This is a genomic window from Desemzia sp. FAM 23989 (assembly GCF_045528345.1).
GTDB lineage: Bacteria > Bacillota > Bacilli > Lactobacillales > Carnobacteriaceae > Desemzia.
The window spans coordinates 108,608-121,200 of record NZ_JBGQQT010000002.1; the positions used below are offsets into that span (position 1 = coordinate 108,608).

Below are 12,593 nucleotides of genomic sequence, written 5' to 3' on the forward strand. Positions count from 1 at the left end.
AAAGAAAAGATTGATCAAAAAGGAGCAACTAACCTTCTTGCTCCATGTCCTTTTACATGAAGTTAATAATCTTTACATAATCCCAATGAAACATTACATAAAGTCGATTAAAAATTAATATTCACAGTTTAAGATAGGTTTTGTGGACGAGCGGATGTAGTCCAAAAAACCAAACAAAAAGGATGGGAATAAATGGATTTCAAAAAAATATCTAAATATATGTTAACTACCGGAGCAGCTCTTTTACTAGCAGCTTGTGGCGGTGGAGAAGAAGCTGGAACTGAAAGCGGAGATAATGCTGGGGGAGGAGATTTTGATACTTCTCAAACCATCAATGTTATCACACGTGAAGATGGTTCAGGTACACGCGGTGCTTTTACAGAGATCACTGGTGTTTTAGTTGCAGATGGCGACACAGAAACAGACAATACTTACGCTGGAGCAACGATTCAAAACAGTACTAACGGAGTCATGACCACTGTTGCTGGAGATCCTGTATCAATTGGTTATATCTCGTTGGGATCAATTAATGATACTGTAAAAGCATTAATGATCAATGGAGTTGAGCCAAGTACGGAAACTGTTCAAGACGGTTCATATGAAATTGCTCGTCCATTCAACATTGCATACAGCGGTGAATTGAGCGAAGTTGCACAAGACTTCTGGACATTTGTGATGAGTGCTGAAGGACAAGAAACTGTTGTTGAAGAAGGATATGTAGAAGCTGTTTCAGATGCTCCGGCTTATGAAGCTGCTGATGGACTTTCTGGAAATATCAGTGTTGTAGGCTCAACTTCTGTAACTCCTGTAATGGAAGTATTGGTTGAAGAATATAAGAACTTAAACCCAGATGTAACGATCGATATCACATCTAACGGTTCATCTGCTGGTATGACAGCAGCAATGGATGGATCTGCTGATATTGGTATGGCTTCTCGTGAATTAAAAGAAGAAGAACTTGCTGAATTAACTGCAGAGGCGCTTGCAATTGATGGTATCGCAGTAATCGTTCACCCTGATAATTCAGTGGAAGATTTAACTACAGAACAAGTAAGACAAATTTATACTGGTGAAGTAACAACTTGGGCAGATGTTGCTGAATAAGTAAAACAATTAAAAGAAGACCAATTTTTCTGGTCTTCTTTTAGAATGTAAGAAAAAACAAGACATTCAACTTTACGAGCCTGCCTTATTGCTAAAGCAGGCTCGTTGTTTTTTTTATGGGGTAATGAAATTAGGTAAACTATTTTACAATTATCCATAAGTATACTGTCTTAAATGATATTGTATTTATGGATGATTTAATCTGTAACACAAAAAGGAGATAATCATGAAAGCAAAAAAATTAGAAGGATTTATGCAAGGTGTATTTCTATTTTCTGCCTTGATATCCGTACTATCAATTATTCTAATTATCATTTTCATGTTTGCAGGCGGAGTTCCGTTTATGATGGAATATGGATTGACTGATTTTTTGTTTGGAGAACGTTGGGCTCCTTCAAACTCGCCAGCATCATTTGGTATTTTACCAATGATTTTAGGATCAATTTTTGTAACCATCGGTGCCATTGTTATCGGTGTACCGATCGGTATTTTAACAGCTATTTTCATGGCGGAATTTTGTCCTCCAAAGCTGCACAAAATCTTAAAACCAGCTGTTAACTTAATGGCAGCTATTCCCTCAATTGTTTATGGTTTCTTTGCATTGCAACTAATTGTTCCGATCATGCGTGACATTTTTGGCGGGACTGGAATGAATATGTTGACGGCGATGATTTTACTTGGAATCATGATTTTACCGACAATTATCGGTTTATCAGAATCTAGTTTACGATCTGTACCTAGATCGTATTACACAGGAAGTATGGCTCTTGGCTCTACTCATGAACGCACGGTACTGAAAGTCATGCTGCCTGCTGCAAAATCTGGTATCATTTCTTCCGTCATTTTAGGAGTCGGAAGAGCTATCGGTGAAACGATGGCGGTCGTATTGATTGCTGGGAACCAACCGATCATCCCTCAAAACTTGACAAGCGGAGTACGTACATTAACGACGAATATTGTTCTTGAAATGGCCTATGCTGCTGGTAATCATAGAGAAGCACTCATTGCTACTGGTGTTGTGCTATTCGTATTTATCTTAATTATCAATGGAATTTTCATGATTATTAAGCGAAAGGAGTCTAAAGCATGAGCAGTAAGATTATCCGCTCTCTAGTATATTTATCCGCCACAATCACATTTGCTTCACTAGTTTTTATTTTAGTGTACATCTTTTCAAATGGACTCCCTCATTTAACAGCAGATATGTTTGCATGGGAATTTACTCCAGATAATCAATCGTTGATGCCTGCTTTGATTACGACTTTTATCGTTTTAGGACTAACGCTATTGATTGCAACTCCAATCGGTGTTTTTACAGGGTTTTATTTGGTAGAATATGCCAAAAAAGGAAATAAAGTAGTAGGAGCTATTCGTATGGCAACGGATACTTTAGCGGCCGTACCGTCAATTGTTTATGGATTGTTTGGAATGTTGTTCTTTGTAACTTTTTTAGGCTTTCAATACAGTGTGGCAGCAGGAGTGTTGACTTCTGTAATCATGGTGCTGCCTTTGATCATCCGTTCAACTGAAGAAGCATTGATGGCAGTAAATGATTCTCTTCGTGAAGCCAGTTTTGGCTTAGGAGCTGGAAAACTGAGAACGATTTTCAGAGTCGTTTTACCAGGCGCTATGCCCGGTATTTTAGCAGGAGTTATTTTAGCCAGTGGTCGAGTGATCGGAGAAACGGCTGCTTTAATGTACACCTTGGGCACTTCTTCTAATTTGCCAACTGGATTGTTTTCTTCAGGAAGAACGCTAGCTTTACACATGTATGTGTTATCAAATGAAGGTATCCATGTCAATCAATCGTTTGCTACCGGTGTAGTATTGATATTGTTTGTATTGGTCATCAACGGACTGTCAACATTTCTTAGCAATAAGCTCACAAAGGGGACTAAATAATGAGTAAAATTAGTATAAAAGATATGAATCTTTGGTATGGGGACTTTCAAGCTTTACATGGCGTAAGCTTAGAGATTCCTAAAAATGAAATCACAGCATTTATCGGGCCATCTGGGTGTGGGAAATCTACGTTGATCAAAAGCTTAAACCGAATGAATGATTTAGTAGAAGGCTGCCGAATCGAAGGAGATATTTTATTAGATGGTAAAGATATCTATAATTCGAGTACAAATGTGAATACTTTACGCAAGGATGTAGGGATGGTTTTCCAACAACCTAATCCGTTTCCAATGAGTATTTACAACAATATCGCGTATGGACCGAGAACACATGGAGTAAAAGATAAAAAAGAGTTGGATGAGATCGTTGAAAAAAGCTTGCGCGGTGCGGCTATTTGGGGTGAAGTGAAAGATGACTTAAACAAGAACGCACTCTCTATTTCTGGTGGACAACAACAAAGAATCTGTATAGCTCGAGCATTAGCTGTTCAACCAGAAGTATTATTGATGGATGAGCCAACCAGTGCATTGGATCCCATTTCAACTGCTAAAATAGAAGAATTGGTAACGGAGCTGAAAGAGAAGTATACTATAGTTATGGTTACTCACAATATGCAACAAGCATCTCGCGTTTCTGATAATACAGCCTTCTTTTTCAATGGGTACATTATTGAATCTGGTGACACTAGAAAGATGTTTACCAATCCAGAGAAAAAACAAACAGAAGACTATATTTCAGGACGATTTGGTTAGAGTAGAAAATATGTAACAGAAAGAGGTCCTTCAATGAGACAAAATTTTGAAGAAGAATTAAATGACTTACACGTTCATTTTTCTGAAATGGGCATGATGGTAAATGAAGCTATCTACAAATCGGTAAAAGCGTTTGTCAATCATGACAAAGATTTAGCGCATGCTGTAATAGAGGACGATGATGCTATCAATAACAGAGAAGCAGAGCTGGAAAATAAATGTTTTGAACTGATTGCTTTACAACAACCTGTGACGAGCGATTTACGGAAAATCATTACAGTGATGAAAGCTAGCGCGGACTTAGAGCGGATGGGAGACCACGCAGTAAGTATTTCAAAATCGACTATTCGAGTGAAAGGCAACAAACGCGTTCCAGAAATAGAAGCAGATATTGCTGATTTAGCTGAAAAAGTAAAAGAAAGTGTCGAAGTCGTTTTAGAAGCCTATCTAAAATACGATGTAGAAAAAGCCGAAGAAATTGCTTTGAACGACAGAAAGATTGATAAAGCTGCTCATACGATCACTGGAAAAGCCATTGAGGATATGAAAAGGAATTCAGAGTTGGTGATTGGGGCTACAGATTACATTTTAGTAGCAGGTTATCTAGAGCGAATCGGGGACTATGTCACGAATATTTGTGAATGGATCATTTACCATGAAACAGGAAAAGTAGTAGAGCTGAATACCAAAAATAAAGGTATCTAAGAAATACATGATGGAATTCTGTGTTTTATATTAGTTATTGTAAATAATTCGGAATCTTTTTTCAGTAAACAATATTTGGATATGCAATAAAAAAAAGCGTTGAAGTTACACTAACTTCAACGCTTTTTTTGTATATTCTGATTTTATGTAAAGGTTTTCCATTCATTCCCTTTACATAAAATTTACAATAAGACTATATAAGATTTACAAAGTATCGGTATTATGGATTTGAGTTAATTTTATGTATACTATTTACATACTCTATTTAAAAAAAGGTAATCTCATGGGAGGTACATGATGAAACTTAAAAAATTCCGTGTTCTTTTGACTATAATGGCCGGTTTGGTGTTGACAGCATGTGGTGAAGTAGTGGACGAAGAGTCTATCACAGCTGTGGGTTCCTCAGCTTTACAGCCATTAGTGGAAGCAGCCGGTGAACAATACAGTGCAGAAAATTTAGGGAAATTTATTAATGTTCAAGGTGGTGGTAGCGGGACTGGGTTAAGTCAAATCGCTGCAGGAGCAGTAGATATTGGAAATTCAGATATTTTTGCGGAAGAAAGCGACGGAATTGATGAGACTAAATTAGTCGACCACCGTGTTGCCGTAGTAGGTATCACACCTATAGTGACACCTGGGACTGGAGTAACAAATGTGACACTTGAAGAGTTACAAGGGATATTTACGGGTAAAATCACCAACTGGGAAGAATTAGGCGGAGTTGATCTTCCTATTACAGTCTTGAATCGTTCATCAGGAAGCGGGACAAGGGCAACCTTTGAAAAATGGGTACTTGGAGATGACTTGAAGAGTATTGTTTCTCAAGAACAAGAATCCAGCGGGACAGTTCGTCAGATCGTGGCCAACACTCCTGGAACGATTAGTTATGTGGCTTTTTCATACGTAAATGACGATGTCGAAGCTTTGTCTATTAATGGAATTGAACCGTCAGATGAAAATGTCAGTACAAATGATTGGCTCATCTGGTCTTATGAGCACATGTATACGAATGGAGAGCCCACAGGTCTTACAAAGGGTTTTCTAGAGTACATGTTGTCAGAAGATGTACAAGGCGGTTTGATTGAAACATTAGGGTATATTCCCATCAACAAAATGGAAGTAGAAAGGGATTTTGAAGGGAATACAACTCCTATAGAAAATCCATAATTCAAAAAAATCGATAGTTAAAATATATGAAAGAGACGACTGTTTGAATGAACAGCGTCTTTCGTTGCGCATTAGGCGGATGAGTACAAGGAGGTTTTCTTTTTGGAAGAGACACAAAGTAAATTTATGCGAAAATCAAAAAAGCGTAAATTTGAGCAATTTGGACGGACGATCAGTTTTATTTGTATCGCTTTTATTGTGTTGATCGTATTGTCTATTTTATATTTCGTAATCAGTAAAGGGGTATCCACATTTACAACAGATGGGGTCTCTGTAACAGATTTTTTATTTGGCGATATATGGCGTCCAGGTGAAGTAGGAGAAAATGGAGAGCCGTTAGTTGGTGCCTTACCGATGATTCTTGGATCATTTTACGTAACCTTGCTTTCAGCGGTATTAGCGACTCCGTTTGCGATTGCTGCAGCTATTTATATGATTGAGATCTCTCCTAAAAACGGAAAGAAAATCTTACAGCCTGTTATTGAGTTGCTGGTTGGGATACCATCAGTTGTATATGGTTTTATTGGTTTGACTGTTATTGTCCCGTTTATCCGGAGTATTTTTGGAGGGACCGGATTTGGTATCTTGTCTGCCACCATGGTATTATTTGTGATGATTTTGCCTACGGTTACTAGTATGGCTGTAGATGCCTTAAATGCAGTGCCTCGTCATTATCGTGAAGCATCCTTAGCAATGGGGGGAACTCGTTGGCAAACGATCTATAAGGTTGTTTTAAGAGCTGCTACACCAGGTTTGCTTACTGCAGTAGTATTTGGTATGGCACGTGCTTTCGGAGAAGCTTTAGCCGTTCAAATGGTCATTGGTAATGCAGCTATCGTTCCGACTGACCTGATCACTCCAGCTTCAACACTAACCAGTATCTTAACGATGAGTATGGGGAATACTGTTATGGGAACTTTAGAGAACAATGTATTGTGGTCTTTAGCTACTATTCTCTTAATCATGGCTTTATTCTTTAATATATTGACACGTTGGATCGGGAAGAAAGGGGCAATGAAATAATGAATCCAAAAAAAGTAGATAAAATTGCTGTCGGCGTTATTTATGCGATGTCGGGAGTCATTGTCTTGATTCTTGCCAGTTTGTTGTTATTCATTCTATGGCGAGGGTTGCCTCAAATTTCATGGGAATTTTTAACAGCACCTGCAAAATCTTTCCAAGTCGGCGGCGGCGTTGGAATTCAGTTGTTTAATTCATTTTACCTATTATTGTTAACTATGCTGATCAGTACACCGCTAGCATTAGGTGCGGCTATTTATTTATCAGAATATGCAAGACAAAACTGGATAACGGACTTTGTGCGAACGGCTATTGAAGTATTGAGTTCATTGCCATCTGTAGTAGTAGGGTTATTCGGTTTCTTGATTTTCGTTATCCAATGGGATTTCGGCTTTTCGATCCTTTCAGGAGCATTAGCCTTAACAATTTTTAACTTACCCTTATTGACCAGAACGATTGAAGATTCTTTACAAGCTATTCCGGCTACACAAAGAGAAGCTGGACTGGCTTTAGGATTATCTCGTTGGGAAACTGTTACCAGAGTTATCTTGCCTGCAGCTTTACCAGGAATCATTACTGGTATGATCTTAGCAGCTGGACGTATTTTTGGAGAAGCAGCTGCATTGATTTACACAGCTGGACAAAGTGCACCAGCACTCGATTTTACAAATTGGAACCCGCAATCTATCACTAGTCCGTTAAACATTTTCCGTCCCGCTGAAACATTAGCGGTTCATATCTGGAAAATCAATAGTGAAGGTGTCATGCCAGATGGAGCAGAAGTTTCAGCTGGAGCATCTGCAGTATTGATCATCGCCGTAATGCTCTTCAACCTAGTATCACGCTACCTAGGAAGAAAACTACAGAAAAAAGCCACATCCGCATAAACTTAGCATGTGGAGGTCGCTGCTCTGACTCGATAGGAAAATCTATTCTATTTTTAGAGGACGTCCTTTGTCCTCAAAAAATAGAATGATTTTACCAAGAGTCAAGCGACCGCAACTGACCTACAGCATGTGGAGAGGCCTTGGTAGAAAGCAGCTTTATCTAATTCTGACCCCCAGTAATGAAGGAGGACTTTTAAGATGGAAAGTCAAACAACTCAAAATACAAACATTATCACTCTAAAAGAAAACGCAGAAATAGCTCTTAAAACGAATGACCTGCACGTTTGGTATGGAAACAATGAAGCCATTAAAGGTGTATCGCTAGAATTTGAGAAAAACAAAATCACTTCTTTGATAGGTCCGAGCGGGTGTGGAAAATCAACTTATTTGAGATCATTGAATAGAATGAATGATGAAATCGAAATTGCAAAAATAACTGGTGAAATCATGTATAAAGGTGTAGATGTAAATTCGCCAAACATTGATGTATTTGAAATGAGAAAAAACATTGGAATGGTTTTCCAAAGACCTAATCCATTTAGTAAATCCATTTATGAAAATATTGCATTTGCTTTAAAAAGACATGGTATAAAAGACAAAAACAAATTAGACGAAATCGTAGAAACTAGTTTAAAACAAGCTGCATTATGGGATCAAGTCAAAGACCAATTGCACAAAAGTGCTCTGGCTTTGTCTGGGGGGCAACAACAACGGTTGTGTATCGCACGAGCTATTGCGTTGAAACCAGATATTTTGCTGCTCGATGAGCCGGCAAGTGCGTTAGACCCGATTTCCACTGCTCAAGTAGAAGAAACGTTGCTGCAGCTAAAAGAAGACTACACAATCATTATTGTGACACATAATATGCAACAAGCTTCGCGTATCAGCGACTATACAGCTTTCTTTTATTTAGGAAATGTACTGGAATATGATGATACAAGAAAAGTATTTACACGTCCGAAAATTCAAAAAACAGAAGATTATGTTTCAGGTAATTTTGGTTAAGGAGGGAATACAAGTTGGCAATGAATGAAAAAATTATTGAAACAAATGATGTACACTTATACTATGGCAAGCATGAAGCTTTAAAAGGAATCACACTTGATTTCAATCCTAATGAAATTACTGCTCTTATTGGTCCTAGTGGGTGTGGGAAATCAACCTACTTAAGAACCCTTAATCGAATGAATGACTTGATTCAAGATGTAACGATCACTGGACAAGTTAAATATAAAGGGAATGACATTTATAGTCCTAAAACGGACACAGTAGAATTGAGAAAAAAAGTTGGGATGGTTTTTCAACAGCCCAACCCGTTTCCTTTCTCTGTTTTTGATAACGTAGCTTATGGACTCCGGATCAGCGGAATGAAAGACAAACAAAAAATCCAGCAAATCGTTGAAGAAAGCTTGAAAAAGGCCGCTGTTTGGGAAGATGTAAAAGACAAGCTCCATGACAGTGCATTAGCTTTATCTGGCGGACAACAACAAAGAGTTTGTATTGCTCGTGTGATAGCTATTGAGCCGGAGATTATTTTGTTGGACGAACCTACAAGTGCTTTAGACCCGGTTTCTAGTGGAAAGATTGAAAACATGCTGTTGGAGCTGAAAGAAAATTATACGATGATCATGGTAACGCATAATATGCAACAGGCTTCTCGTATATCGGACAACACAGCCTTTTTCTTGCAAGGGCACCTTATCGAATACGGCAAGACAAGACAAATTTTTACCAATCCCAAACAACAAGAAACAGAAGATTACATTTCGGGACGTTTTGGTTAATAAAGACAAAAAAAAGATGGTCAAAAGCCATCTTTTTTTATTTTTAGAGTGAATATTCCGAATATTTGCTTACATAGAATATTAAATATTGGATTTTTTCCTTGTTTCAGGGCATAATGAAGTATACAAATGGGCTTTCTTAAATTAAATGTAAGAACTAAAAGAAACTATAAGATGAAGGTGATAGAAAATGAGACAGGTATTCGAAGAAGAACTAAATGATTTACACATCCACTTTTTTCAAATGGGAAAAGCAGTACATGAAGCAATTGAAAAATCTGTAGAAGCCTTTATTAAGCATGATAAAGACTTAGCACAAGAAGTGATTGACAATGATGTTCACATTAATCGCCTTGAAATCGAATTGGAGAAAGATTGTATTGAGTTGATTGCATTGCAACAACCTGTTACAACAGACCTTAGAAAAATCATTACGGTGATGAAAGCTACTTCTGACTTAGAAAGAATGGCTGATCACGCTGTTAGTATCTCTAAATCGACTATTCGTGTAAAAGGAACTAAAAGAGAATACGATATTGAAAAAGGGATTCAAGAAATGTCCGTGAAAGTATTGCATATTGTGCGTAAAGTATTAGATGCTTATGTCATTTTTGATGCGCAAGAAGCGAGAAAATTAGCTTCATTAGATGTAGAAGTGGATAGGATGGGGAAAGAACTTTACACTAAGTGTATCAAGTTTATGAAAGATGATCCTGAAATCGTATTAGGCGCTACAGACTACTTACGAGTAACGACTTATTTAGAGCGCATTGGAGATTATTCGACCAATATCAGTGAATGGATCGTTTACCTAGAAACAGGAAAAGTAGTAGAGTTGAACACTCAAAATCATTTAGATGATATTTAATAGCTAAAGATAAAATAGAGCAAGGGAAAAGATCAAGCAATATGCGATCTTTTCCTTTGCTTTTTTTACAACATATGATAATATTAACATATGAATATATGGACATATAAAAAGAAAAGGACGACAATTATGGAGCCTAATAAAGAATTGCTGTTAAGTGAAGCAACGATCCAAAAAGTCAGTAAGATGCTTAAAGTTTTAAGTGATCCTACTAGAATTACCATTCTCTATCTTCTTGATGGAGGAGAACTGAACGTAGGAGCGATAGCCGAACAGTTAAATATGGAGCAATCGGCTGTATCTCATCAGTTAAAAACATTAAAATCAGCTCGACTGGTAAAGTCCAGAAGAGAAGGGAAAAATATTATTTATAGTCAAATCGATGAGCATATCTATAAAATTCTAGAGCAAGTGATCCAGCATGCACAAGAATAAAGCTGATTAAATGATGCAGAAAGTTGTAAGGAGGAAATCCGATGGAAAAGTATAGCCTTCAAGGGATGCACTGTGCAAACTGTGCAAAAAAACTAGAAGCAAGATTGCAACAATTACAACACGGAGAAAAAGTTCAAGTGAGTTTTTCCGATAAGGCACTCTTTGTACCTGGAGATGTGGATATAAATGCAGTAAAAAAAATCGTGAGCGCTGAAAAAATGTTCTTGAATACCACTTTTGCACCAACAAATGTAGAGGAATCCCATCATCACCACGATAAGAAAGGTCATCACCATCATATGAACTCTGGTGAAAAAGCTTCCAAAAATATGCAGTTGGTTTTTGTATTGAATTTATTGTTCTCATTAGCTGAGTTTGTGTTTGGTTTTCTCTTTAATAGTGCAGCTATACTGTCAGATGCCGTGCATGACTTAGGAGATTCACTTTCTATTGGTTTGGCATGGGGATTCCAAAAAATCTCTAACAAAGAAGCGAATGGAAAATACAGCTTCGGACACAGAAGATTTTCATTACTAGGTGCTCTAACAACCTCTATTGTACTGATGACTGGTTCTGTGTTGGTCGTTGTTCATAGTGTTCCATTGCTGTTCAATCCAGAACCTGTTAACTCACAGGGGATGTTTTGGATGGCTATCATAGCTATTGCAATCAATGGATTTGCTACTTGGTTAATGGGCAAAGGGTCATCTGCAAATGAAAGAGTCCTTAGCTTGCACATGTTGGAAGATGTTCTGGGATGGGCAGGAGTATTGATCGTCAGTGTGGTATTAAGATATCAAGAATGGTACATTCTTGATCCGCTATTATCCATTGGGATCGCGCTGTTCATACTCAGCAGAACTATCCCCAACTTTCTAAGTTCTGCGAATGTCTTCCTAGAATCTGTTCCAGAAGGTGTAGACATACGTCAGTTAGATAAGAAAATCCGCAGTATCGACTACGTGCATGGTGTCTCTCATTTGCATATTTGGTCGATTGATGGCGAAGAGAACGCTTTTGCTGTGACCGTGTATGTGTCTACAGAAGACGTCAGTGAGTTCGAAAGTATTCGAGAACAGATCCGATTAATGTTAACAGATAACAATGTGACTCATTCGACAATTGAAGTCGTGGTAGATATGGAAAATTTAATTCACTAAGACACAAGACTAGTTAGTAAACATTCCTAACTAGTCTTGTCTTGTATCCTTTTAGCCCGTGGATTCTTTGCAATGCTGTGAGAAGTATGCTAGTATAGAAAAAATTTACTGTTTTTAAGAAAGGGTGGTATACATGGGTATGCATCAATACATTAAGAGCTTGAGTGATTTAGAGAATATCATTCGTTTGTCGGGAAAATTTAAATTTGAAGAGCATTCTGTCGCTGCTCACTCTTTTAAAGTGACACAAATAGCGCAATTTTTAGGGACGGTTGAAGAACAAGCTGGAAATAAAATAGATTGGCGCTCTCTTTATGAAAAAGCATTGAATCATGATTATACAGAATTGTTTATCGGAGACATCAAAACACCTGTGAAATATGCGGATCCTTCGTTAAGAGAAAAACTGGCAAATGTAGAAGAAAAAATGGCTAAGAATTTTATTGAGACCGTCATACCAGAAGAGTTTCAAAAAGCCTACATCAATCGGATGAAAGAAGGCAAAGATGAGTCTTTGGAAGGCCAAATTTTAGCCGTAGCGGATAAAATCGATTTGCTGTATGAATCATTTGGAGAAATTCAAAAAGGAAATCCAGAACCTGTTTTTGATGAAATCTATGAAGAATCTTTAAGCACGATCGTTCAATACAATCATTTAGATTGTGTACAATATTTGATCAAAGAAATCTTGCCTGATCTGCTTAGTGGTGACTATATTAATCAGGCGCAGATTCAAGTGATCTCTCAAAGAATTGTAGAAGGAATGGAAGAAAAAACAACTAAGTGAACAAACGTTCGATAAAAAAAGG

At 37.6% G+C, this 12,593-nt stretch carries 14 protein-coding genes; all 14 read left to right on the forward strand.

Going from position 1 to position 12,593, the window contains the following annotated elements; all coding sequences use genetic code 11:
* The first annotated feature begins 192 nt into the window (after nt 1-192).
* Nucleotides 193-1,104 carry a substrate-binding domain-containing protein gene (locus ACEN36_RS02070; RefSeq protein WP_407125819.1) on the forward strand — a complete coding sequence of 304 codons (912 nt, stop codon included), beginning with the start codon at nt 193-195 and terminating at the stop codon, nt 1,102-1,104.
* A 226-nt stretch (nt 1,105-1,330) separates the two neighbouring features.
* Nucleotides 1,331-2,194 (forward strand): phosphate ABC transporter permease subunit PstC, encoded by an 864-nt coding sequence (gene pstC, locus ACEN36_RS02075; protein ID WP_407095868.1) that lies wholly within the window; start codon nt 1,331-1,333, stop codon nt 2,192-2,194.
* Complete coding sequence (pstA, locus tag ACEN36_RS02080) at nt 2,191-3,006, forward strand: phosphate ABC transporter permease PstA (protein WP_407125820.1); 816 nt, start codon at nt 2,191-2,193, stop codon at nt 3,004-3,006. The genes pstC (ACEN36_RS02075) and pstA (ACEN36_RS02080) overlap by 4 nt, the downstream gene beginning before the upstream one ends.
* A complete protein-coding gene (gene pstB / locus ACEN36_RS02085) occupies nt 3,006-3,758 on the forward strand; it encodes a phosphate ABC transporter ATP-binding protein PstB (protein WP_407102721.1) in 753 nt (250 codons plus the stop codon). The genes pstA (ACEN36_RS02080) and pstB (ACEN36_RS02085) overlap by 1 nt, the downstream gene beginning before the upstream one ends.
* Before the next feature lie 33 nt (nt 3,759-3,791).
* The gene (gene phoU, locus ACEN36_RS02090; RefSeq protein WP_407095871.1) at nt 3,792-4,463 is read left to right on the forward strand and encodes a phosphate signaling complex protein PhoU; all 672 of its coding nucleotides are present in this window, start codon (nt 3,792-3,794) and stop codon (nt 4,461-4,463) included.
* 297 nt (nt 4,464-4,760) lie between these two features.
* Nucleotides 4,761-5,630, forward strand: a complete 870-nt coding sequence (locus ACEN36_RS02095; protein WP_407125821.1) for a phosphate ABC transporter substrate-binding protein PstS family protein — start codon at nt 4,761-4,763, stop codon at nt 5,628-5,630.
* A gap of 126 nt (nt 5,631-5,756) precedes the next feature.
* A complete protein-coding gene (pstC, locus tag ACEN36_RS02100; protein ID WP_407125883.1) occupies nt 5,757-6,653 on the forward strand; it encodes a phosphate ABC transporter permease subunit PstC in 897 nt (298 codons plus the stop codon).
* Nucleotides 6,653-7,537 (forward strand): phosphate ABC transporter permease PstA, encoded by an 885-nt coding sequence (pstA, locus tag ACEN36_RS02105; protein ID WP_407125823.1) that lies wholly within the window; start codon nt 6,653-6,655, stop codon nt 7,535-7,537. Before pstC (ACEN36_RS02100) ends, pstA (ACEN36_RS02105) begins: the two co-directional genes overlap by 1 nt.
* 198 nt (nt 7,538-7,735) lie before the next feature.
* Nucleotides 7,736-8,542: a phosphate ABC transporter ATP-binding protein PstB gene (gene pstB / locus ACEN36_RS02110; RefSeq protein WP_407125824.1), complete on the forward strand. Its 807-nt coding sequence runs from the start codon at nt 7,736-7,738 to the stop codon at nt 8,540-8,542.
* Nucleotides 8,543-8,562: 20 nt separating this feature from the next.
* Nucleotides 8,563-9,321 carry a phosphate ABC transporter ATP-binding protein PstB gene (gene pstB / locus ACEN36_RS02115; RefSeq protein WP_407125884.1) on the forward strand — a complete coding sequence of 253 codons (759 nt, stop codon included), beginning with the start codon at nt 8,563-8,565 and terminating at the stop codon, nt 9,319-9,321.
* Between the two features lie 190 nt (nt 9,322-9,511).
* On the forward strand, nt 9,512-10,189 hold the full coding sequence (phoU, locus tag ACEN36_RS02120) for a phosphate signaling complex protein PhoU (protein ID WP_407095875.1): 678 nt from the start codon (nt 9,512-9,514) through the stop codon (nt 10,187-10,189).
* Nucleotides 10,190-10,318: 129 nt separating this feature from the next.
* Nucleotides 10,319-10,624 (forward strand): ArsR/SmtB family transcription factor, encoded by a 306-nt coding sequence (locus ACEN36_RS02125; protein WP_407125825.1) that lies wholly within the window; start codon nt 10,319-10,321, stop codon nt 10,622-10,624.
* A 41-nt stretch (nt 10,625-10,665) separates the two neighbouring features.
* The gene (locus tag ACEN36_RS02130) at nt 10,666-11,784 is read left to right on the forward strand and encodes a cation diffusion facilitator family transporter (RefSeq protein WP_407125826.1); all 1,119 of its coding nucleotides are present in this window, start codon (nt 10,666-10,668) and stop codon (nt 11,782-11,784) included.
* 133 nt (nt 11,785-11,917) lie between these two features.
* On the forward strand, nt 11,918-12,571 hold the full coding sequence (locus ACEN36_RS02135; protein WP_407102726.1) for an HD domain-containing protein: 654 nt from the start codon (nt 11,918-11,920) through the stop codon (nt 12,569-12,571).
* The last annotated feature ends 22 nt before the right edge of the window (nt 12,572-12,593 follow it).

Coding starts and splice junctions, on each gene's coding strand:
- pstB (WP_407125824.1), top strand. CDS start 7,736: ATGGAAAGTCAAACAACTCAAAATACAAACATTATCACTCTAAAAGAA.
- pstA (WP_407125820.1), top strand. CDS start 2,191: ATGAGCAGTAAGATTATCCGCTCTCTAGTATATTTATCCGCCACAATC.
- ACEN36_RS02135 (WP_407102726.1), top strand. CDS start 11,918: ATGGGTATGCATCAATACATTAAGAGCTTGAGTGATTTAGAGAATATC.
- ACEN36_RS02130 (WP_407125826.1), top strand. CDS start 10,666: ATGGAAAAGTATAGCCTTCAAGGGATGCACTGTGCAAACTGTGCAAAA.
- pstC (WP_407125883.1), top strand. CDS start 5,757: ATGCGAAAATCAAAAAAGCGTAAATTTGAGCAATTTGGACGGACGATC.
- pstB (WP_407125884.1), top strand. CDS start 8,563: ATGAATGAAAAAATTATTGAAACAAATGATGTACACTTATACTATGGC.
- ACEN36_RS02095 (WP_407125821.1), top strand. CDS start 4,761: ATGAAACTTAAAAAATTCCGTGTTCTTTTGACTATAATGGCCGGTTTG.
- pstB (WP_407102721.1), top strand. CDS start 3,006: ATGAGTAAAATTAGTATAAAAGATATGAATCTTTGGTATGGGGACTTT.
- phoU (WP_407095875.1), top strand. CDS start 9,512: ATGAGACAGGTATTCGAAGAAGAACTAAATGATTTACACATCCACTTT.
- phoU (WP_407095871.1), top strand. CDS start 3,792: ATGAGACAAAATTTTGAAGAAGAATTAAATGACTTACACGTTCATTTT.
- ACEN36_RS02125 (WP_407125825.1), top strand. CDS start 10,319: ATGGAGCCTAATAAAGAATTGCTGTTAAGTGAAGCAACGATCCAAAAA.
- pstA (WP_407125823.1), top strand. CDS start 6,653: ATGAATCCAAAAAAAGTAGATAAAATTGCTGTCGGCGTTATTTATGCG.
- pstC (WP_407095868.1), top strand. CDS start 1,331: ATGAAAGCAAAAAAATTAGAAGGATTTATGCAAGGTGTATTTCTATTT.
- ACEN36_RS02070 (WP_407125819.1), top strand. CDS start 193: ATGGATTTCAAAAAAATATCTAAATATATGTTAACTACCGGAGCAGCT.